21 protein-coding genes and 1 pseudogene are annotated in these 20,090 nt (G+C 67.6%); 14 read left to right on the top strand and 8 right to left on the bottom strand.

All coding sequences use genetic code 11. The features are described from left to right. Nucleotides 1–125 precede the first annotated feature (125 nt). Both OG379_RS02080 and OG379_RS02075 read left to right on the top strand, forming a co-directional pair. Nucleotides 126–338: a hypothetical protein gene (locus OG379_RS02080; RefSeq protein ID WP_405658617.1), complete on the top strand. Its 213-nt coding sequence runs from the start codon at nt 126–128 to the stop codon at nt 336–338. 320 nt (nt 339–658) lie between these two features. Further along, a complete protein-coding gene (locus OG379_RS02075; RefSeq protein ID WP_405658614.1) occupies nt 659–1,516 on the top strand; it encodes an MBL fold metallo-hydrolase in 858 nt (285 codons plus the stop codon). A gap of 38 nt (nt 1,517–1,554) precedes the next feature. Here the strand turns inward: OG379_RS02075 and OG379_RS02070 are convergent, their stop codons facing one another. Then, nucleotides 1,555–1,683, bottom strand: coding sequence for a hypothetical protein (locus OG379_RS02070; protein ID WP_405658612.1), 129 nt, complete (start codon nt 1,681–1,683; stop codon nt 1,555–1,557). A gap of 5 nt (nt 1,684–1,688) precedes the next feature. Here OG379_RS02070 and OG379_RS02065 point away from each other — a divergent pair, with 5 nt between their 5' ends. Beyond that, nucleotides 1,689–2,273 (top strand): DinB family protein, encoded by a 585-nt coding sequence (locus OG379_RS02065; protein WP_405658610.1) that lies wholly within the window; start codon nt 1,689–1,691, stop codon nt 2,271–2,273. 8 nt (nt 2,274–2,281) lie between these two features. Here OG379_RS02065 and OG379_RS02060 read toward each other — a convergent pair whose 3' ends face one another. After that, nucleotides 2,282–2,761 (bottom strand): hypothetical protein, encoded by a 480-nt coding sequence (locus OG379_RS02060; protein WP_405658607.1) that lies wholly within the window; start codon nt 2,759–2,761, stop codon nt 2,282–2,284. 69 nt (nt 2,762–2,830) lie between these two features. On the opposite strand from OG379_RS02060, the gene OG379_RS02055 reads away from it, so the two are divergent. The 5 genes from OG379_RS02055 (at nt 2,831) to OG379_RS02035 (ending at nt 7,956) form a co-directional block, all read left to right on the top strand. Then, nucleotides 2,831–3,490, top strand: coding sequence for a hypothetical protein (locus OG379_RS02055; protein WP_405658605.1), 660 nt, complete (start codon nt 2,831–2,833; stop codon nt 3,488–3,490). Between the two features lie 892 nt (nt 3,491–4,382). Next, entirely contained in the window at nt 4,383–5,213 is an 831-nt protein-coding gene (locus OG379_RS02050; RefSeq protein WP_405658603.1) for an alpha/beta fold hydrolase, read from the top strand. Nucleotides 5,214–5,820: 607 nt separating this feature from the next. Then, nucleotides 5,821–6,573 carry an alpha/beta hydrolase gene (locus OG379_RS02045; RefSeq protein ID WP_405658600.1) on the top strand — a complete coding sequence of 251 codons (753 nt, stop codon included), beginning with the start codon at nt 5,821–5,823 and terminating at the stop codon, nt 6,571–6,573. A gap of 137 nt (nt 6,574–6,710) precedes the next feature. Further along, a complete protein-coding gene (locus OG379_RS02040) occupies nt 6,711–7,517 on the top strand; it encodes a hypothetical protein (RefSeq protein ID WP_405658598.1) in 807 nt (268 codons plus the stop codon). 112 nt (nt 7,518–7,629) lie between these two features. Next, a complete protein-coding gene (locus OG379_RS02035; protein ID WP_405658596.1) occupies nt 7,630–7,956 on the top strand; it encodes a hypothetical protein in 327 nt (108 codons plus the stop codon). Between the two features lie 74 nt (nt 7,957–8,030). Here the strand turns inward: OG379_RS02035 and OG379_RS02030 are convergent. The 3 genes from OG379_RS02030 to OG379_RS02020 all read right to left on the bottom strand — a co-directional run bounded on the left by OG379_RS02030 (nt 8,031) and on the right by OG379_RS02020 (nt 11,848). After that, nucleotides 8,031–8,839, bottom strand: a protein-coding gene (locus OG379_RS02030; RefSeq protein WP_405658594.1) for an IS5 family transposase whose coding sequence is annotated in 2 segments (ribosomal slippage) — nt 8,031–8,500 and nt 8,500–8,839 — 810 coding nt in all. Because the reading frame shifts where the segments join, the coding sequence is not laid out codon by codon here. 316 nt (nt 8,840–9,155) lie between these two features. Continuing rightward, a complete protein-coding gene (locus OG379_RS02025; protein ID WP_405658591.1) occupies nt 9,156–10,937 on the bottom strand; it encodes an RNA-guided endonuclease InsQ/TnpB family protein in 1,782 nt (593 codons plus the stop codon). A gap of 707 nt (nt 10,938–11,644) precedes the next feature. Beyond that, nucleotides 11,645–11,848, bottom strand: a complete 204-nt coding sequence (locus OG379_RS02020; RefSeq protein ID WP_405658589.1) for a hypothetical protein — start codon at nt 11,846–11,848, stop codon at nt 11,645–11,647. Nucleotides 11,849–12,325: 477 nt separating this feature from the next. Between OG379_RS02020 and OG379_RS02015 the strand changes: the two genes are divergently transcribed. After that, nucleotides 12,326–13,270 carry an NADP-dependent oxidoreductase gene (locus OG379_RS02015; protein WP_405668380.1) on the top strand — a complete coding sequence of 315 codons (945 nt, stop codon included), beginning with the start codon at nt 12,326–12,328 and terminating at the stop codon, nt 13,268–13,270. A gap of 5 nt (nt 13,271–13,275) precedes the next feature. Then, a complete protein-coding gene (locus OG379_RS02010) occupies nt 13,276–13,878 on the top strand; it encodes an HD domain-containing protein (protein ID WP_405658586.1) in 603 nt (200 codons plus the stop codon). 388 nt (nt 13,879–14,266) lie between these two features. On the opposite strand, the gene OG379_RS02005 is transcribed toward OG379_RS02010, so the two are convergent. After that, nucleotides 14,267–14,653, bottom strand: coding sequence for an ATP-binding protein (locus OG379_RS02005; RefSeq protein ID WP_405668378.1), 387 nt, complete (start codon nt 14,651–14,653; stop codon nt 14,267–14,269). 810 nt (nt 14,654–15,463) lie between these two features. Here OG379_RS02005 and OG379_RS02000 point away from each other — a divergent pair. The 3 genes and pseudogenes from OG379_RS02000 to OG379_RS01990 form a co-directional block, all read left to right on the top strand. Then, nucleotides 15,464–15,755: pseudogene (locus OG379_RS02000) on the top strand (MerR family transcriptional regulator); the annotation flags it as partial. Nucleotides 15,756–16,241: 486 nt separating this feature from the next. After that, the gene (locus tag OG379_RS01995; RefSeq protein ID WP_405658584.1) at nt 16,242–16,556 is read left to right on the top strand and encodes a hypothetical protein; all 315 of its coding nucleotides are present in this window, start codon (nt 16,242–16,244) and stop codon (nt 16,554–16,556) included. A 23-nt stretch (nt 16,557–16,579) separates the two neighbouring features. After that, on the top strand, nt 16,580–17,011 hold the full coding sequence (locus OG379_RS01990; RefSeq protein WP_405658581.1) for a tail fiber domain-containing protein: 432 nt from the start codon (nt 16,580–16,582) through the stop codon (nt 17,009–17,011). 534 nt (nt 17,012–17,545) lie between these two features. On the opposite strand, the gene OG379_RS01985 is transcribed toward OG379_RS01990, so the two are convergent. Together OG379_RS01985 and OG379_RS01980 are read right to left on the bottom strand one after the other, a co-directional pair. Beyond that, nucleotides 17,546–18,217: a phosphotransferase family protein gene (locus tag OG379_RS01985; RefSeq protein WP_405658579.1), complete on the bottom strand. Its 672-nt coding sequence runs from the start codon at nt 18,215–18,217 to the stop codon at nt 17,546–17,548. Between the two features lie 582 nt (nt 18,218–18,799). Continuing rightward, entirely contained in the window at nt 18,800–19,543 is a 744-nt protein-coding gene (locus OG379_RS01980) for a DUF899 family protein (RefSeq protein ID WP_405658577.1), read from the bottom strand. A gap of 309 nt (nt 19,544–19,852) precedes the next feature. Here OG379_RS01980 and OG379_RS01975 point away from each other — a divergent pair, with 309 nt between their 5' ends. Next, nucleotides 19,853–20,050, top strand: a complete 198-nt coding sequence (locus tag OG379_RS01975; RefSeq protein ID WP_405658574.1) for a hypothetical protein — start codon at nt 19,853–19,855, stop codon at nt 20,048–20,050. Nucleotides 20,051–20,090: the final 40 nt, after the last annotated feature.

Here is a 20,090-nt window from a genome sequence, read left to right as displayed (position 1 = left end):
CGCCGAGCGCAAGCCCGAGTCAGTCCTGGCACAGGGCAACTCTGCACGATGCGGCGCGCAAGTTCCAAGACGACTTTCAGGGGTTGAGCGCGGTCGACTGTTCCGCAGACTGCAGGCCGGACCTCGTGCGAATCTTCAACGACGGGCTGCTGCTCAAGGACCTGATGAAGGAGTCCGGAGCGCCAGAAGGCGTCTACGACGAGCCGATTCTTCTGTTCGGCGAGCTGGAGAAGGGATTCACCGCGGCCGCGGGACTGAGCGGGGAGGCCCGCCTCCCTCCCGTGCTCGGCCCGGCACGCGAGCTGAACAACTGGCTCAACACCAATCCCATCCAGTAGGCCTACGAGCCCAGGCGTGGGCGTCCTCGTGCTTGCCGGGCGTGGGGCATAGACAACAGTGAGATGATCTTGAAACCCTGAGTGGTTCATCAGGGCTTCGGTGCGGTCGAGCCCCGGCGGGTGCCGGTGATGTCGAGGCGGTCGGCGATCAGGCGGCGGTGGGCGCCTTCGAGACACCGACGGCCTGCCCAACAGTGCGGCAGACAGCAACTACCCCAGCACTTCCCACTGTTCAACTGAGACCACCTCTTCTCGCATCGAGACCATCACGGCATGGATTGGGGCACCACCCACGAGGAGTGCATGGCAGGATCGCGGTCATGTCCCTCAGCGTTCCCCGCCTCTGGATCGGCTCGACCGAGATCATCGCTCTCGCCGACGGCGAGGGCCCGTTCTTCTCCGCGCGCACCGAGGCCTTCCCCGATGCCACGACCGCGCAGTGGGCCGAGGTCGACCGCTACGACCCGGGTGCGGTCGACGCCGAGGGCCGCTGGCGGCTGCAGTTCCGCGCGTACGCGATCCGCGGTGACAAGGGCCTCATCGTCGTGGACGCCGGGATCGGTCCGGCGGACAGCCCGGCCGGCTCGTGGGCGCCCGTGCCCGGTGCGCTCCCCGAGTCGCTCGCCGCCGCGGGCATCGACCCGGCCGAAGTCGACACCGTGGTGCTCACCCATCTGCACACCGACCACGTCGGGTGGGCGGTCGTGACCGAGGAGGCCGTACCAGCGGTGGAGGGCGCGGCGGACACCAAGGCTTCGACCGGCGGTCGCCGCCCTTATTTCCCGAACGCCGAATACTTGCTCCAGCGGGCCGAGTTCGACGCCATCGACATGGTCAACTCGCAGCTTCGCGAGACCCTCACCGATCCGCTCGAAGCCGCCGGTCGGCTACGGCTCCTCGACGGGGACACGCCGCTGAGCGCCGGGCGCGTGGTCGCCACGCCCGGTCACACGCCCGGACACCAGAGCGTGCTGGTCGCCGACGGGCGCGAGCTGGCGCTCGTCACCGGCGACCTCTTGGTGCACGCGCTGCAGCTGCTCCACCCCGAGCTCGCCTACGCGCACGAGACCGACCCTGAGGCGGCCAGGCACTCGAGGGAGCGCATGCTGGACTGCGGAACCGCCATTACGCTGCACCTGGCTACGCCGCATTTGACGGAGCCGTTCCTCTCGGCGTGATCGCGACGCGTGATCGCGAAAGCAGCCTAGAGGTCGTCTCACGTGACAAGTTGCGCGAGCTTCTTGTAGCAGGCCAGTGCGGCGGCCTTGGCCAGGCCTCGGCTCTGCCGCTCGTTGCGGACCCCGTACGGGTTCTTGAGACCACGAGCAGCCCGTGGCAGGCTCATGCCGCATGATCGATGAATTCGCGAAGGACAACCTGTACGGGAGACTGCGGCGGGACCGCAAGGCGCTGCTCTGGAAACTCGACGGCTTGTCCGACTACGACGCCCGCCGGCCTTTGACGGCGACCGGGACCAACCTGCTCGGCCTGGTCAAACACGTGGCCACAGTCGAGGCCAGGTACTTCGGCGAGGTCTTCGACCGCCCTTCCCCGGAACCGCTGCCCCGGTGGCAGGACTCCGACGGCAGCGATCTGTGGGCGACCGAGCACGAGACCTGCGACCAGATCATCGGGTTCTACCGGCGCACGTGGGAACATTCGGACGCGACGATCAACGAGCTTCCCCTCGACGCCCCCGGCCACGTGCCGTGGTGGCCGGAGCCTTATGCCGACACGAACCTGTTCGCCATCATGGTCCATGTCCTCGGCGATTCCATCCGGCATGCCGGGCATGCCGATATCCTGCGCGAGGGCCTCGACGGCCGGACCGGGCTGCGCGCCGAACACGAGGCGCAGATCGACGAGGAAGCTCGTGCAGCCTACTGCGCGAAGGTCGAGCAGGCCGCCAGGTCGGCGGCACCGGTCAAGGCTTAGTAGTTGTCTCACGTGACTTGGTGCTCGTGCGGCATGCTGCGGTCGTGGGTGCTGATCCATCGAAGTGTCTGGTTACTGATGAACTCTGGGAGCCGGCCGCCCTGTTGCTGCCGTCGTTGGCTGCTCGTCCGCAAGGTGGTGGGCTGCTCCGTGTGACGAGCGGCCGTGTTCACGGCAGTGGTGTACGCGCTGACCAGCGGCTGTGCCTGGTGGCATCTGCCGCCGAGAGCGGCAAGCTGCACGTGCTGTCCGATGCCCTCGCCGTCGCCGTGTCCGGCGCGAACGTGCACGAAAGCCTCGCCCTCAAGCCGCTCATCCGTGGCATGCCCGCCGTCCGGTCCCGCCGGGGGCCACAGCGGTGCCGACGTCAAACTCCGCGCGGACAAGGCGTACTTCTCCGCCGAACACCTGGCCTGGCTGCGCGAGCGCGGGCTCGTTGCGCACATCGCGCGGCCCGGATCGGGTCCGGCGAACGCCTCGGTCGGCACCGGTGGAAGATCGAACGGCCGATCGCTTGGCACCAGCGGCCGGACATTTGGCGTACGCACAAATGCGTATTGATCTCCGCGACCTACGTTCACCCCGGCGTCCGGCTGGCCGTGTCCCTCCACCCCGCACTGAGCGAGGAGGAACGGGCCCGGATCGACTGCCTGGTCCCCATGGACCATCCCTTCGATTTCCGCCCTGCATCCGAGGTCCCCCGGGATCCCGAGACCGTCCGCCGAAACGCACTCTCCAACCACCCACTGCTGCGCCGGGAGGCAGCCAGGCACCACCCATCGCCACCGGACCTCGTCGCACGGCTGGCCGCCGACGACGACCTCGGCGTACGCGTCCTGCTGGCCCAGGACCATCCGGACGCCCCCGCGCCACATCAGCTTCCTCGAGTACACCGGCCCCGAGCGCAGCCACTTCACCTCCCGGCCGACTTCCCGACCGACGGGCTGGCCGCCTTCACCGACCACGAGGACCCTGAAGCGCGGGCCTCGGCCGCACGCAACCCCGAAACTGAGCCGACAGCTGTGGCGCGTCTCACCCAGGACCCGGAATATGCCGTGAGGGCTGCGGCGGCGCGCCACCCGAATCTTCCTCAGGCCCGGTTGGCAGTACTCCTCGACGACGAGGAGCTGGCCCACGATGCGGCTGCGAACGGGGCGCTGGACACGATCGGCCGACTGTTGAAGACGGACGGCCTACGGGCAAGGCCGCCGGTGTAGAGGAACTCCTGGTTGAGTCCTGCATTCTGCGGGGCACGAGTTGTGAATCACCGACGCAATGAGGCTTCATGCCGCCGGTCGCAGGCGCTGCCCATGTGGGAGGTGCAATCGTTTTGTGGCAGACAACGCCTTGAAGAAGGTCGACATCAAGCTGAGCCGCGTACCACGGCGGGGTGTAGTACACACGCCGGATCATCGGCCGGTGGCGAAGCGGGCGGGAACAACTCCGGGCGGTTGTGGGTTCAACTGTCTGTGGGTACGGAGGGGACAGTGTCCCCGGGCCTCACCTATAGCCCATGGGGAAGATCGTTCGGCTGAAGCCCCATGGAGCCCTCCGCCGAGAGGCGACCGCCCTCCGCACCCACACCCTCATCGGCCCCAGCTGGCCCCCGACCAGCCTGGGCTTCCCGTGCGTGGGCACCGCCCGTCGGCCGGGCGCCTGCCCGAGGTGCAGGCGGGACCGCACCTTGAGCAGCCTCGGGTGTGAGGGCACACGCTGTGCTGAGATCACCCGCCTGCGTCACCTCAGCAGGCCGTCGTCTGCTGGCGACAACTGCGCACCGCACTCTGGCGAGCGTAACGGGCAAGTGATGCGCCTTAGGTGTATTGATCACGAGCCATGATCAACGCGCGAACGCCATCCGGCACGCCGACCGCGCCGTCAGGGGACGTATGTGCCCGCGCCTGTCTTGTGCTGACCCGTAGAGCTGCGCAAATCTCCTGGTCACGAGCGTAGTGGCGCCAAAATGAGCGTTGCTGGACTTGGGTGTAATGTCGCAGAAGACCTTAGTTGCGACATGGCTGGCCGCTGAGCGACATGCTCCGCCGACTCTGCGACGCAACTGACGTAACCCACAACAGTTCGAGCCAGCGTGATGCGGAGGAATCTGCCATGGGCACGGTCACCACAAACGACGGCACAAGCATCTTCTACAAGGACTGGGGATCCCGGGACGCTCAACCCGTCGTATTTCACCACGGATGGCCGCTCAGCGCGGACGACTGGGACAACCAGATGCTGTTCTTCCTCGAGCACGGCTACCGCGTCATCGCGCACGACCGGCGGGGACATGGCCGCTCCACCCAAAGTGCGACCGGTCATGAAATGGACACCTACGCGGCTGACGTCGCCGCACTGGCAGACGCCCTGGACCTTCACGATGCGGTTCACATCGGCCATTCGACGGGCGGCGGTGAAGTCGCACGGTACGTGGCGCGCGCGAAGCCGGGGAGGGTCGCCAAGGCCATCCTCGTCGGGGCGGTACCGCCACTGATGGTGCAGACGCCGGCCAACCCCGGCGGACTGCCGATCGAGGTATTCGACGGTTTCCGCAAGTCCCTGGTCGACAACCGCGCACAGTTCTACGTCGACGTAGCATCCGGACCCTTCTACGGGTTCAACCGGCCCGGCGCTCAGATCTCACAGGGAATCATCGACAACTGGTGGCGGCAGGGCATGCAGGGCGCTGCCAACGCGCACTACCACTGCATCAAGGCATTCTCAGAAACCGACTTCACTGAGGACCTCAAGCAGATCGAGGTGCCCGTGCTGGTCGCTCACGGCACGGACGACCAGATCGTGCCTTATGAGGATTCCGCCCCGCTGTCCTCCAAGCTTCTGAAGAACGGCCGTCTGAAGACCTACGACGGGCTGCCGCACGGCATGCTGGCGACGCACCCCGACGTCGTCAACCCCGACCTGCTGGCCTTCGTCAAGGAGTAGAGCAGCCGACACCGAACCTGGTACCCCTCCGGCAAAGAACGCCGAGCGGCGAACAGGTGCAGGCAGGTACCAGGATGCCTGCTGCGAGGCAGCTTCTGGGGCGTACAGCAGAGCGGCTCGGATGAAGTCCGGGCCGCTCCGTCGCGATCGCAGCAGGTCACTCCTACCTCAAGGCCGAGACCCAAACTGCTGCATGAGGTGGTCGGCTGACCGAGGAGCGGTCCAACGGGCGGCGAAACCCCCGGCGGAGCGCACAGACCGCCAGAGCCCGGCCCTCCAGGTTTGCACGCGTGGCAGCCGCCTTCACCCGGTCAGACCGTCCCGTGACGCTGCGTCTATAGCGGGAAGGCAGTCTCTGCAGCAGTCGGCCTTCCCGACCTGAAAGAGTGTCAATGAGGCACGTCGGATCGCCCAAGCTCGCCTCTCTGGCTCTTCTGCTGCCCGCCGTGGCCCTCATATCCGCCGGCCCGTCACTGGCCTCCGAAATCGGCGGCAACTCCGAGCCCCACGAGGGCGCTAAGCCGACCGTCGTGCTGGTGCACGGCGCCTGGGCCGATGCCTCCGGCTGGAACGAGAACCCGAAAGTTTGCAGGCTCAGGGCTATCCCGTGGTCGCCACCGCGAACCCGTTGCGTAGCCTCTCCGGAGACGCCGACTACCTGGCCGCCCGGCTGAAGTCGTTCAAGGGCCCAGTCGTCCTGGTCGGCCCCTCCTACTGCGAGGCCGACATCTCGAACGCCGCCGTAGGCAACTCCAACGTCAAGTCACTCGTCCATATCGCTGCGTTCGCTCCGGACAAGGGCGGAGGCGCCCTGCAGCTTGCGGCGAAGTACCCCGGCAGCCGCCTGGTGGACGACCCCAAGGCTCCCGTTCCCACGGCTCTCACCCCGGTGCCGGTCGGTGGCAGTGCCACCGACGTCGACCTGTACATCAAGCCGGACAGGTTCAGCGACGTCTTCCTCAGCAACCGCGTCGAGGCCGGCCGGGCCAAGGTACTCGCCGCTTCCCAGCGTCCCGCGACCGCGCTCGCAGGCAGCGAGCCGTCCAGGGCCGCCGCGTGGAAGACGATTCCCTCCTGGTACATGGTCGTCACCGGCGACCGCGCGATCGGCACAGACACTCTCCGCGTCACGGCCAAACGTGCCCGCCCCACCACTGTCGAAGTCGACGCTCCGCACGACGTGCTGGAGACCAACCCCGATGACGTCACCGACCTCATTCTCCAGGCGGCCCAGAATGCCCGACCGAGCCTGGCCAGGACGGGCACGACCACACAGGCCTCGGTCCTGTCCGGAGTAGCCGTACTCACCGTCGTCGGCGGCTTCACGATCACCGTCCGCGCCCGCAGGAGCCTCCGGTAACTCAGTCCGCATTGCCCTGCCGGTGCGCCTCCCCAGCGCTCAGGAGACCCAACTTCCTCCATTGGAGCAGGGAAGCCGTCCAGGGGCGGCCGCGACCTAGACGTTCCAGTAGGCTGCGTCGGCCATGGATATGCACGTTGCACGTAGGCCCCGAGCAGTCACGGCACGACGCGATAGCTGCCGGTCCGCCGATCCGGAAGCTCTTCCGGGACGTCATCGCCGACCGCCTGCCGGGCCCCAGGCCACCCCAGGCGGCGATGCTGCTCTCCGCCGAGATCGACCCCTGCTGGGACGACCGGATTTTCCTCGCCGACTTCTGCAACGACATCGTCCATCAGGACACCTGCCACCCCGCCACCGCTGACGGCCTCGTCCTGCTCGCGGCCCTCGCCCTCGACGACCGGATTCCCGCTCAATATCGATTCCAAGCCGTCAACCTGCTCTTCAGGGCTGCCACCGTCGCCGAGCGTCGTCTCGCCGAGACCTGGCCAGCCACCGCGCCGCACGCCGATCCCGAGAGCGAGGCTCGGGCCCGCAGTACGGTCCAGGACCGCACTCCGGATCTACTGACCCGCTGGTCGGCCGAATGCCCTGCGGTTCGTCTCGCCCTGGCCGGTCTCGCCGTCGTCTTCCCGACGGACCGCACCCTGCCCGCTCTGACACCCCGCCTGCAGGTTTTCACGCACCAGCACCCCCAGGGCACCGACATCGGCGACTACGTGCGGTTCGTCCTCGTGTTGGCCGCCCAGGACGAGGACCAGATCTTCACGGTCACGGAGAAGCTCACCGGCGCCTACTGGACGGGAACCGCGCGTGGAGTGCCGACACGTGCACGAGCTCTCCACCTCCTCGGCCAGATGCTGACCAAGGTCGGAGCCGGACTAACTGCTGGTTTCAGAATGGGATCCGGAGGCAGAGAAGGCATACACGCTGTGGCCGGTTGAGGCGGGGGCCTCTCCGGCCTGCCCATGCAGCTTTGTCTCACGGACCGCCCTACGACGGCCGGCAGCCACACAAACTTGACCGTCCAGCCTGGGTGCCGTGCATAGTGTGCTCATGGATCGATTCGTGGGTCAGGCCAGCCTCGAATGGTGGGCCAATCGCGAGATCTGCCTTGAGAAGTACGGCATCGACCTCACCGTCACTGTCGATGAGGTCGGCAAATGGCAGGCAACCGGTCGGCATGCCAATCTCCTCGACACGCCCCAGCGGGAGGGCTGGGACTTCCTGATGGAGATGGACCCCCACTTCTCCGTTGTGTTTCCCGGCGAGGACAACAGCGGGATCTTGGTGAGAGTCTTCGAAACAGAGGATGGAACCCTCACGCTCATGGAGGTGCCGAACGGGCACGGTTCGGTGAACATCACCTTCGACCTCACCTGAGCTCAGCCCCCAAGGGCACGAACCGACTTTGCCGCCCTACCGCCGGCTCCGACATGTTGCCCCTCGCTGATCTTTCAGAATGAAGTTCGCAGACGGCGCAGGCATATGAGGCTGCAGGCCAGTTCGAGCAGGCCTTGATGCAGATCCGCGCATCGTTCGTAGCGGATGCGGAGCCGCTTGAACTGATGCAGCCAGGCGAAGGCGCGCTCGACGACCCAGTGCACCTTGCCCAGTCCGGAACCGTGGGCGACGCCACGTCGTGCGATGCACGGCTTGATGCCGCGCATCCACAGTAGGCGGCGGTACTTGTCGAAGTCGTAGCCCCGGTCCGCGTACAGACGTCGGGGCTTGCGGCGGGGGCGTCCCCGCCGACCTCGAATAGGCGGAACGGCGTCCAGCAGCGGCAGGAGCTGGGTGACGTCATGCCGGTTCCCGCCGGTCAGCGTCACGGAGAGCGGCGTTCCGTGGCGGTCGACGATCAGGTGGTGCTTGGAGCCGGGGCGGGCTCGGTCGACGGGCGAGGGGCCGACGTGATCCCCTCTTTGAGGGCCCGGACGTGCGACCCGTCCACGGAGCAGTCGTCCAGGTCCAGCAGGTCGACGCGGCGAAGCTCGGCCAGCAGGGTGGCGTGCAGGCGCGGCCAGACACCGGCCTCGGTCCAGTCCCGCAGCCGGCGCCAGGCTGTTACTCCGGAGCAGCCCACGGTCTCGGCAGGAACATCGCGCCACGCCACACCGGTCCGCAGCACGTACATGACGCCGGCGAGTGCTGCCCGGTCGGGAATACGCAGCCGCCCGGGATGGCGGCGGCGCCGTTCGGGAGCGGGCGGCAACAGTGGGGCCACCCGCTCCCACAGGTCGTCAGGAACAAGGTCAGCACGCACCCCAGACACCTTGCCGACCAAGATCGCCGAGCACAAATCCCCGTGACTCAACTCATTCTGAAATGATCAGTAACCCGGCCACGCGCTGCGCCTGCCCTGCCCGAACTCGGGCAGGGCAGGCGCAGGTGAGCGCGGACGTTCGTTGTATGGCGTCTGCCAGAACACAGATCGTCCCGTCCATACCCGTGCGGTGGCGTGCCGCTCTGGTGGCCCTTGTCCACCGCGGCTCATTGCGTCTACGCGTGGCATCGGGTAGCCGTCGCGACGGGTCGGGTACGGGACGCCCGGGAATCGCTCCCCGGGGGTGGCACCGGCGTCAGCCGGTGTCTTCTCGCGTCAACGCCCCCTGCCCGGAACCCTTGCGGGAGCCAGGGCTTACGGAGACTCCGCGAGCGTTTAAGGTCTCCCCCCTATCGGAGGCGACCGGCGTGAGCTGCCCGCGCGCCGAGGGTACGACGTCCGCGGTGGTGTTCTCGTGACGGTGTAGAACACCACCGCACGACGGGCAGTAGAACCCTCTGTTGGAAGGCGCGGAGCTTGGGTTTCGCACCCCGCACTTCCCGCAGGTATAGGTGGTCGTTCCGGCATTGTCCAGAACGACAAGCTGCGAGCCGTACCAGACGGTTTTGTAGGTGAGTTGCCTGCGCAGCTCGCCCAGACCGGCATCCAGGAGGTGCCGGTTGAAGCGGGCTTTGGCCTCCACGTTCTTGCCCTGCTTACCGGGGGTGCCCCCGGCCGAGGCGGTGAGCGCGGTGAGGTCCAGGTCTTCGATCGCCACGTGCGTGAACCCGGTGGCGAGCTTCTTGGAGACACCGTGCAGGAACGATGCGCGCCGGACTGCGATCTGGTGATGCAGGCGGGCGAGCCGGGCAGTGCTCTTCGCCCGCCGTCGCGATCCCTTGGCAGTGCGGGCCAGTGCACGCTGAGTCTTTGTCAGCTTGGCCATGTTGTCCGTGAGCGGCCGCGGGTGTTCCACCAGAGTGGAGGTGGGGTCGCTTGGGTGGAGAGGGCTGGACAGGGTGAGGTAGCGGGAGCCGAGGCCGACACTGACCGGCCCGCCGGTCCGCTGTCGGGCGGTCGGGCCGCCGATCTGCCTGACGCGGCCGAGACGTTCGGCGGCCCTATCGGCGTGGGCGCGTGTCAGGTACGGGGTCCGGGTGCCGTCCTCGTCGTCGATGTGTTCCCAGAGCAGGGGGATGTTCTGCCGCACCTTGGCGAGTACGGAAACGTACCAGCGGTGGCCTCCCCGGGTGACGGTCACGGACTGGATGACGGCCTGGCCCCGGTGGACGAGCCGCGCGAGCGGCTTGCCCGTGTCGTGGATGCGGATGCTGCCCAGGCCCGGCATCACCAGGCGCCGGTAGCCGTCCAGCCGGATGATCGGCCGCTTCACGTCGTGAAAGAGAGCGAACGATTCGGCCGCCCGGCCCTTCTTCCTGAACCGGGGATAGCCACAGTGCCCGGCACGCCGGCCGGAGAGCGACTCCAGCCAGTTCTTCCAGGCGACGTGGGCACGGTCGAAGCCTGAGGTGAAGCAGTACACGTTGACCTCGCCCCACCACGGGCTGCCACCCTCCTCTGCGGGCAGGTCGCGGTCCATGCGCCACAGGGCACTGGTGTCCATGGCGGACGGTGTGCGGAATCCGGCGCTGAACGCTTCGGCCTTCAGGCTGTTGACCGTGGTGCGGGCCTCGGCCAGCAGCCGGCTTTCGCGCCCGGTGGCGACGGCGTCCGCCCGGGCCGCGGCCAGTCGGTGGGCCAGTGCCTCCTGCCCTGCTGGGGGCTGGAACGGGGCCACGGCCTGCTTGCCGGGGGTGGTGGCCATGAGGGTCTTGCGGTGGTGGTCCCATACCTTGATGCGGTCGGTGAGTTCGGCGCCGTCGGCCTTGATCCGGGCCTTCGCCTCGGCCTCGCTCAGCCCCGCACCGAGGTAGACGGCCCGGCGGGCCGCCCAGGCCCGGTGGGATTCCGTCTTCTTCGCCAGCGCATAGTTGTAGGCCCACCGACAGGCACCGGCATAGCGAGCCAGTTCGACGCGTTCGGCATCCGTGGGATCCAGGGCGAACCGGTACGCGCGCAAGACTTGTGTCTCGGGCATATACGTTTCTCCCCGCGCGTCATGGATACACAAAGTGACCTACCACTACCCACTGTAGTAGCAAGACTTGTTAGGAATCCAATCGGGGAGGGCCCGTGGGGGCTCGCCAGCGAGCGCGGCCCTTCCTCGCACTGGGCTTATGACGCCGTTCTATACGCAGGGCGGTGGCAGATGAGGGTGGCGGCCGAGCCGTGCGTGGATGGTCGAGGATGGTCGAGGTCCGCCGCAGGGATTCCATCGAAGCGTTCGTCGGCGGCGCCACAGGTTCTCCGCGACGCCCCCAGGACCTGCTGCTGGGACGTTGCGACAGCACGGGCCGTCTGCGGCTGGTGGGGAAGACCGCCACGCTGGACCCCGGCCCAGCTGGGGACGTCGCCGGTCGGTTCACCGCGTCCTGGACAGCCGCACCCCCTTGAAAGGTCCTGGTTGCCCCCGTTCTCGTCGCGGAGATCAGCGCCGACGTGTCACAGGACCACCGTGTGTGGCGCCACCCGCTGCGCTACGAACGGCTCCGCCTTGGATGCCGCCGAAACCGAAGTCCCGCCGTTCGGTGAGACGCAGTAGCCGCACAGATCGGGCGTCGTCGCTCCAAGCGAGCAGCGTCTCACCGGGGGACGCCGGGAAGCCGAAGGATTCGAAGCGAGGGTTCCACCAGCGTGTGAACTCCGAGTCGTACGAGCACAGTCGAGCCACGAGCTCGGCCGGAGTCACACCATCGTTGAGTTCGAGGTGGACGATGAGCTGCCGCTGCCGTCCTGGTTGGTCTGGAGCCACATACGCTCCCGGTGATACCCCACCTCCCGCGCTCGCTCGGCGAGCCCGGACAGGTCCTTGTTGAGGTCGGCGAGCAGGTCGCGGAACTCCTGCACCCTCTCCTGCGGGATGGGGACGGTCCATGCTGTGCTGGTCACGGTCCTCCTTGCTGTGATCCGGCGATGGTGCGGGTTGCCGAAGATGCTTCGAAGCAGCATCTCGTAGCTGGTCAGAGGCCGCCCAACACAGGCGGTGGAGATCGGGCTGAGGTTGCCGCCTGCCTCTGACGGCACTGCTCGCCGTTCCCCGGACGCAAAGGCCCCCCACCGCCTCACTCCGCCCTCTTGGGTCAGCCGATACCGGCCGGGCGATCGTGGGAGTCCTGGAAAAGATGTGCCACCGCCTCAGCCTGGTGGTCTGGGTCGCAACGGGCGGTCAGCCCTCGGATGCGGTGTGGCGTGTCCACCTCTGCTGGCGACGCGAAAGTGGCTCATCCCATTGCCTGGGAAGTGGCCCACACGGTGACAGTGGATGGCGCATACGGTCGAGATCACGACGCATCGCGTGCCATGTCGCCCCAAGCGGGCATTTATCTGCTTCATCGCCGCTACTTCGCTCTTCAGAGGATGATCTCTATGCAAGCCATCACCGTCCGCAACCGTGATGCCGGTGCCGGCGGACTCGCTCTGACGGAACTGCCCTATCCTCACGCTGCTGAGAACGACGTCATCGTGCGCGTGCATGCTGCTGGCTTCACCCGTGGGGAACTCGCCTGGCCCGGGACGTGGACCGACCGAGCCGGCCGTGACCGGACGCCGAGCGTGCCTGGGCACGAGTTGGCGGGGGTTGTCGCCGAGCTTGGGTATGGCACAACCGGCTTCACTGTCGGCCAGCGGGTTTTCGGTATGGCCGATTGGACGCGTGACGGATCGCTGGCCGAGTACGCCGCGGTGGAGGCCCGCAACCTCGCCCCCCTTCCGGCGGACGTCGACTACACCGTCGCCGCCACGCTGCCCATCTCGGGGCTGACCGCGTGGCAGGGGCTGTTCGACCACGGACGGCTCGCGGTGGGACAGACGGTCCTGATCCACGGCTCCGCAGGCAGCGTCGGGTCTACCGCGGTCCAACTCGCGCACGATCTGGGGGCACGGGTGATCGCCACCGGCCGGTCCGCAGATCGGGACACCGCTCTCAGCTTGGGCGCCGACGTATTCGTGGACCTCCAGGCGGACCGGTTGGAGGACACCGGAGACGTCGACCTCGTGTTCGACGTCATCGGTGGTGAGATCCTTGACCGTTCCGCCGCACTGGTACGCGCCGGCGGCACTCTGGTCACCATCGCCGAACCCCCAAGGGTCAAGCCCGAGGGCGGGCGGGCCGTCTTCTTCGTCGTCGAACCCGACCGGGCCAGGCTCACCGACGTCGTGCAGCGGGTGAGGGACGGGAGGCTCAAGCCGATCGTCGGGGAGGTATGTTCGCTCGCTGACGCGCCCGCGGCCTTCACGCCCGGCCACGGCAGGCCCGGTAAGGCGATCATCCGCATCGTGTCGGACAGCGCCACAAAGGCAGGCCAACAGTGACCCGCATGTCGCTCGACGCTCTCCCCATGCCCGGCAGCATGACGTCGGCCGCCGCCCTCGAGGTGGCCACTGCCTACCATTCCCCCGCGCTGCTCAACCATTCGCTGCGTGCGTACGTGTGGGCGGCCGCGTCCGGCGTGGCAAAAGGCATTCCCTTCGACGCGGAACTCCTCTACGTTGCTGCGCTGTTCCACGACATCGGATTGGTGCCGGCTTTCGACAGCCACACTGTGGCGTTCGAGGAGGCAGGTGGCCACGTCGCCCAGGTCTTCGCAGCGGGCGCCGGATGGCCGGCCAAGCGCCGGGCGCGCCTGTCGGACGTGATCGTCCGCCATATGTGGCCGTGGGTGGAGGTCTCCATTGATCCCGAGGGACACCTGCTGGCCCGCGCCACCGCGACCGAAGTCGTCGGCAAAGACGCGGACGACTACTCGGCCGGCTTCCGGGCCGAGGTGCTGGATCGCTACCCCAGGCTCGACCTCACCGAACAGTTTCTGACGTGCTTCCAGGCCCAGGCCGCTCGCAAACCCGGCACCGCTGCGGCTGGCGCGGTGCGATCGGGCCTGGCCGACAGAATGGCATCCAACCCGCTTGACTCCACCGCCTGAAGCGCGCCGGGCAGCCAGACCTTGCCTCTGTCTACCGGCGCCTCACGCTAACTGGCGACAGCCAAGTCGAACCGGCTCAAAAGCGACAAGGACCCAGCCCAGTGGCTCCCGTCGGCCACCTCCGCGCAGTGCGCCTACGCCTCCGACCGGGGCGCCACCAAGCTCCGCCGGAAGCTCACCGGCGACACGAAGGAGCAGGCCGCGCTGGAGAAGCTGGCCGGCGGCTGCCTGGACACCGTGGGTGGAGTACGTCCAGCGAGGGATGTTCTGAGTCAGACGGCAGCGCGGGCGAAGCCCCATGGCTCACGCAGGCTCGGCGCGCCGACTGCTCAGAGAACGACCGGGGCACCCGGAGGGCCGGTTCGGAGGAGCCGGTACCGGGGCTTGGCTATCGGGCGATGAGGGCCATGACGGTCTTGCCGGCCGGTCGGCGGGTGACCGCCGTGGTGTGGGCGAGGCGGTTGACCATAGGCCAGCCGAAGCCTCCGGTGCCGCCGTTCAGGTCGGGGGTGCGCATACGCGGGCCCTGCGGGCTGCGGTCGTGCACGGCCACCTCGATGCCGGCCGGGTGCGCGTTCAGGTCCAGCGTGCAGGTGCCGCCGCCGTGGCGCAGAGCGTTGGTGACGAGCTCCGAGACGACCAGGATCACGCCGTCAGCGGCCTCGGCTGCGATCGGACGTACGAGACGCTGGAGGAAGGTCCGGGCGCTGTCGCGTGCGTCGGCGACGGACGTCGCGGAGCGGGCGAGTGTAACGGTGACGCTCATCATGCCCATCAGGCCACCTGGTCTCTGCATCGTCATACCTGGTTCTGCCTGGATGGTGCTTCTGCCCGGCCTGTGCCCCGGCAAACCCTGCGGCATCACTGACCGAGGCCGGTTTCCTCATTACCGAACACGCGAAAATCTATGTCGGTCAGAGTAGACATTGGGCCGTGACGTAGTTATGGTTTCTCTCGTAGCCCAGGAAGTCAGCAGAGCTTGGCAGAGACGAACTGCCAGGCAGCAGTACCGCAGTTGCAGTTGCAGGACGGTGCGGTGGCGGAGTTTCGAAGCCAGGATTGTGCAGGACGGCGACGGGACTGGCGACCGGACCGGGCGGCCCGCAGTCATCAGGGGCGGCCATGAGCAGGAGGCAGTACCCAGCAGCAAAGTCAGTGGAGCAGTACCTCGGTAAAGGCGTCGGCTGCGGACGCACGTACCGGGAGGTTCGGCAGTGGGGTTCCAAGCCAGAGCAGACGCAGGACAGGCGACGGGGCCGGCTGCCGAAAGCGGCGCTACGACATGCCGCGAAGGACGCAGTACCAGCAATACGCAGTTGATCATCAGAGGGAAGAACGGAGGAACCAGGCGCCATCAGGATCGCCCGGGCGCAAGGGCTGGGCCCGGGTACCGCAGGACATCGATAGTGAGGTGGTCTCCGGTCAAGCAACCGCGATCCCCGTATCCCCGACAGCGTTTCCGTCGGGGCAGCGGACACAGAAGGCCGGCGCAGTTCCAGGGCCGGCAGATGGTGTAGCAGTTCCTTCGGGGCCTTGGTGCCATAAGGCACCAGGGCCCCTCCAGCGTGTTCCACAGAGGTGCAAGACAGCAGACGACCCCTTCGGCCGTCTCGAATGACGGCGACTACCCCGCCTACACCATGGGCCGGGCCGCCGACATGCTCAACACCACCCAAGGCTTCCTCCGCGCCATCGGCGAAGCCCGTCTGATCACCCCGCTGCGCTCCGCGAGAGGCCACCGCCGCTACTCCCGCTACCAGCTGCGCAGCGCGGCCCGGGCCCGAGAACTCGTCGGCCGTGGGACTCCGGTCGAGGCTGCCTGCCGCATCGTCATCCTCGAGGACCAACTCGAGGAAGCCCAGCGCATCAACGCCTAATACCGCCGCGCCGACGCACCATCAGACCCATCCGGTTCGGTCTGACGAAGAACCGCAACAGCAGATTTCGAGGACCCGAAGACAGCCGACCGGCAGCGCGAAAGCCCTGACCACTGGGGGCAGGGCCTTCGTGTGCCCTGGGGGAGGCTGGCGCGGCCGCGAACCAGAGCGCGGATGCGAGCAGTCTCGGAAGCCACCAGCCCAACGCGGGCTGCCAGGTCGGCGCACGCAACGCCCCGGCCGTCGGCGCCGCCTTCTTGTCCGCCGGTGAGATGGGTGGTGGATGACTATCGGCGTGCTCCTCTCTCCAGAGTGCGGCTCCAGGACGGTGGCGGCATGCCGGGCGCTACCAGCTGGACGCTTTTGTCGCGTTCGGGTGGCGGGCGTGGGGGCGGAAGAGATCTGAAAACCTACGTGCCTTTTGCGGGCGATGGGCCGTTAGGGGTGTCGCGGACGCACGCGGCGTCCCGGCCGGAAGGATGCTTGATGTCCACGAAGCGCGTTGCCAGTCGTCTACTGGTGCTGACAGCCACGGCGGCCACCGGTACGGGGGCGTTGAGTGTTCCGGCCGTCGCTAGCACGAACATTCTGGCAGCCGGCAACGCCGCCTACGACACCACGATGATCAACATGGAACGTGAGGTCACGGCCGTCGGCGTGACGACCTACAGCAGCGGGGTCGGCAGTGGTCTGGTCCAGCTGCCGGTGAGCAGCCCTGAGAATCGCGGTGGTGGGGGCAGCCTGCTCTTTTCGGATCGTGGGCTGAAGACTGAGGTCACCGCGGTGGTCTGGGAGCGATGATCTACCGGCGGTGGAAAGGATCCTTGGCCAGCGCCCTGATGCAATCCCTGGTCAGGATGCGCCTGAGACAAGGTGTTTCTGCGGCCGGTCTGGCTTCCGATGCCGTGTCGGGTGCGGTGCGCGGTAGCGATCCGGTCAACGGTTACCAGGTGCTGGAGCAGGTGGTGCAGCTGCCGGTCAGTACATGGCGGTATCACTGGGACCCTCCGCACGTACGCCACCTGGGGCCCATGGCGCAGGACTGGTGGAAAGCGTTCGGGATCGGTGAGAACGACCGGACGATCTGCTGTACCGATGCCAACGGAGTGGCCATCGTCGCCATTCAGGCACTGCACCGGGAATTGACCGAACTGCGGGGTGAAGTCGCGGCCTTACGAGCCGAGAGTTCACGACAAGCACAGCCGAACCGCGCACCTGCGTACACGAAATCAGAGAAGGCCGCAGATCAGGCGTAGGAGTGTCCTGGGTGCCAACCGGGCTGCTCAGTCGCACCGGCTCAGCTTCACCGCCCTGCGGCGCCGCGCGTCCGCCGGCCGCAAGGCCAAGCTCCTGGCTGCCGAGCTCCCTGCCCATTTCGTCGCGTTCGAGCAGTCCTGCGGAGTGAGGCCAGAGCTCTTGGACGAGCCGTTCGCACGCCGCGGCGCGGTCCTGGAGGCGCTGTTCACCGACCACCGGCTGGCAGCGCCATGGACGCTGTGCCCGTCTACCACGGACCCCGCGATCGCGGGGGAGTGGTTGTACGACTGGACCGACGTCCCCGGCGTCGAAGGCGTGGAGGTCAAGAGCCTGACGGGCCGCAACCGGCCAGGCGCGCGCGGCTGGCCGAAGGCCCGCTGCAGGGTCTCCACCGAAGCGCTCATCGGCGGCGTCACCGGCTTCCCTGTCCTGGACAGCTGCAACCCCCGGAGCCGGTCCTCGTCGCGGAGATCGCTTCCGTTCCGGTGGCATCCGCAGTCTCGGCCCGCTCTGCCGGGGCCCGGGTACCCGGGCTACTCCTGCCAGTCCGCTGTGGCTGCGGCGCGCCCCTGCCACAGCCTCACGCCCGGACCGTTCGGCTCCCACCGGTCGCAGAACTGCCGCAGCTCCTCGCACCGGGTCAGCATGGCCGCCCTGCGGACCGGCCAGGGCGGCACCTCCCCGCCGTAGGCCCGAAAGAAGTGACCGAGTGCACGGCGGTGCTCGGAGTGGTGCGTGCGCACGATCCACTCGCACCACGCCAGATCCTCGATTGGGTCCCCGAGGTGGGCGAACTCCCAGTCAACCACTGCGGTGACCTCGAAGGTGGCGGGATCGAGCAGCACGTTGTTGGGCCCGAAGTCACCGTGCACAAGCACCTTCTCCGCGCTGGGCGCGTCTTCCGGGAGCACACTCGGTGCGGTTCCGTGAATATTGCGCAGCAATTCCCCACAGCTCGCCAGGACAGCTTCTGGTTGACCGGCGGCCAGAAGCTCCTGGCCGTGCGCACCGGCCACGAAGCCAAGAGTCAGCCTGGCCTCCGTCATTCCCTGTACCGGCGGCACGGGCAATCGGTCCTGCAGCCGAGTCAGCAGTGCGTGCTCACGACGGAGCCTGAGTTCAGCATCGGGGCCCTCGTACGATTTCTCCACCACGGCGCCATCCCCGACTGTGCGGTTGGTGTAGCCGTGCTTCAGCAGTCGCATCCAATGATCATCAGACACGGGCAGCTCTCCGACTACCCCACCGGCAATTCGCCCGCGTGAGCGGCATGATCTCCTCCCACGCCCTCCAGGCGTTCGTGCAGCCTTGGTTCCAGCGGTCATCCAGATAGGGATTGAGGGCGTCGAGTTGGGACGGCCGGCCCTGCCACCGCCCCTGGAGCAGATCCTCCGGGTGGCTGTGTCAGGGAGGAGCTTGACGGTGCGGTAGGTCATCCGGTGTTGACGGCCGGTGGTTCTCCGACTGAGCCCGGCTGCCAGGAGTTTGTGGACGGTCGCGTGTTTCACACGGGTGCGGTCGGCGAAGCGGTGTCCCCTCGGCCAGGGCGAGTCGGAGGGGTCTTCGAGCTGGGGGCAGGCTGGGCCGGATCGGGCTGTGACGCACCGCTCCGCAGCCTCGCTCAGGTTCGCTCCAGCGTCGTCGAGCCGGCCTGGTGCGGGGAGTCACGTGCAAAGCAGGGCTGCGTACGTCCCGAAGCGGTGCGGCTGCCACTCAGAGTGGCTGCGTCACACAAGTGGAGCCAGAATCCGACTGCTGACAGCACGGCGGTAGTCTCCAGAGCAGCATCAGGACGTCAGCTCGTCGGAGCGGCCGGCTCGGATGCGGGACCATTGGGCGATGGGGCGTCCGTTCGTACGCCAGACCTCGGGGTTCTTGGCGTCACCCCAGGGCTGGGGCCAGCCGTCGGGGGAGTCCTCCCACGTCTCCTGGCGTCCGTAGACGGTCATGTCCAGCAGCCCGTGGGTGGGGGCCATGATCTCGACGCCGCGGCCGCCGGTGTAGTACGTCTCGAAGACCCGATCGCCATCGCGGACATAGCAGACGAGGTGGTGACGCTGCCAGTCACGACCTTCCAGCAGACGTGCCGCCGTCTTCTCGACCGAGTACCACGGCATGTCCAAGCCCAGGAAGTTCCGGTAGCGGACGCTGGCGTCGTACGGGCCCTTGCAGAGCGTGGCGTAGGTGACGTCGCGGGAATGGAGGTAGGACAGCTCGCGGACCTGGCAGTTGAAGAAAGTGCAGCCCTCGCACTGCTCCGCGGCGGGCCGACTGGGCCACCATGCGTGGAAGTACGCGATCAGCTGCCGACGGCCCTCGAAGACGTCGAGAATCGTGACCGGCCCCTCGGGACCGATCACCTCGATGGTGGCGTCGACCTCCACCATCGGCAGCCGCCGCCGCGCCCCCGCGATCGCGTCCCCTTCGCGGGTGTGCGCCTTCTCCCGTGCCAACAGTGCGTCCCGCGCCTCCTGCCAGGTCTTTCTGTCCACCACAGGAGGGAGGGCCGGGCTGGATCCCTGGTCGTTCATGATCGCCTCCATGCGTTCGTCGCAGTTCTGCCCACCGCGCAGCCCACCGTGAGCGGCGGGATGAGCTTTGGGCTGGCTACCTGCGGTTCTACAACGAACTGCCCCGCAAGATCACAGAGCTCACCTGGCGGCGGCTGATGGATCCTGTGGACCAGTCTCATGGGCTAGTGGCGGTAGTTGGCGAACGCGCGATCGGGTTTCGTGCACCACCACTTTCGTCTGACCACGTGGTCAGCGAACGAGAAGTGATGTCATGCGGCACCCGCTCACTGGCCAGCTTGTCGCACAACGGCGACGCCGTCATTCCTCGTGATCGAGTGCCCCTCCACCTGGCTCCCGCCGCTGGCCGACGCACGCTGTACGTACGCAGCCGACTGGGTCGCCACCAAGCTGCGCCGGCGTCTGACCGTAGAGCAGCCGGAGGCCGAAGCACTCACCATCCTCGCCGAGCCTTCCGGCAACCAGCCTCTGCCTCTCGCCCACGAACGCGCCGCCGCCGGGAAGTAGCCCGCCCTGCCGGGCGGCCCGGGCGGCGCAGCCGCGGCGT

It is taken from the genome of Streptomyces sp. NBC_01166 (assembly GCF_045039765.1).
GTDB lineage: Bacteria > Actinomycetota > Actinomycetes > Streptomycetales > Streptomycetaceae > Streptomyces.
This window is presented reverse-complemented; position numbering and strand designations above follow the sequence as displayed.

Bases quoted from the DNA above. Each gene is read 5' to 3' on its own strand.
- OG379_RS02075 (WP_405658614.1), top strand. From the start codon at position 659: ATGTCCCTCAGCGTTCCCCGCCTCTGGATCGGCTCGACCGAGATCATC.
- OG379_RS02070 (WP_405658612.1), bottom strand. From the start codon at position 1,683: ATGAGCCTGCCACGGGCTGCTCGTGGTCTCAAGAACCCGTACGGGGTC.
- OG379_RS02065 (WP_405658610.1), top strand. From the start codon at position 1,689: ATGATCGATGAATTCGCGAAGGACAACCTGTACGGGAGACTGCGGCGG.
- OG379_RS02050 (WP_405658603.1), top strand. From the start codon at position 4,383: ATGGGCACGGTCACCACAAACGACGGCACAAGCATCTTCTACAAGGAC.
- OG379_RS02035 (WP_405658596.1), top strand. From the start codon at position 7,630: ATGGATCGATTCGTGGGTCAGGCCAGCCTCGAATGGTGGGCCAATCGC.
- OG379_RS02025 (WP_405658591.1), bottom strand. From the start codon at position 10,937: ATGCCCGAGACACAAGTCTTGCGCGCGTACCGGTTCGCCCTGGATCCC.
- OG379_RS02015 (WP_405668380.1), top strand. From the start codon at position 12,326: ATGCAAGCCATCACCGTCCGCAACCGTGATGCCGGTGCCGGCGGACTC.
- OG379_RS02010 (WP_405658586.1), top strand. From the start codon at position 13,276: ATGTCGCTCGACGCTCTCCCCATGCCCGGCAGCATGACGTCGGCCGCC.
- OG379_RS02005 (WP_405668378.1), bottom strand. From the start codon at position 14,653: ATGGGCATGATGAGCGTCACCGTTACACTCGCCCGCTCCGCGACGTCC.
- OG379_RS01995 (WP_405658584.1), top strand. From the start codon at position 16,242: ATGTCCACGAAGCGCGTTGCCAGTCGTCTACTGGTGCTGACAGCCACG.
- OG379_RS01985 (WP_405658579.1), bottom strand. From the start codon at position 18,217: ATGCGACTGCTGAAGCACGGCTACACCAACCGCACAGTCGGGGATGGC.
- OG379_RS01980 (WP_405658577.1), bottom strand. From the start codon at position 19,543: ATGAACGACCAGGGATCCAGCCCGGCCCTCCCTCCTGTGGTGGACAGA.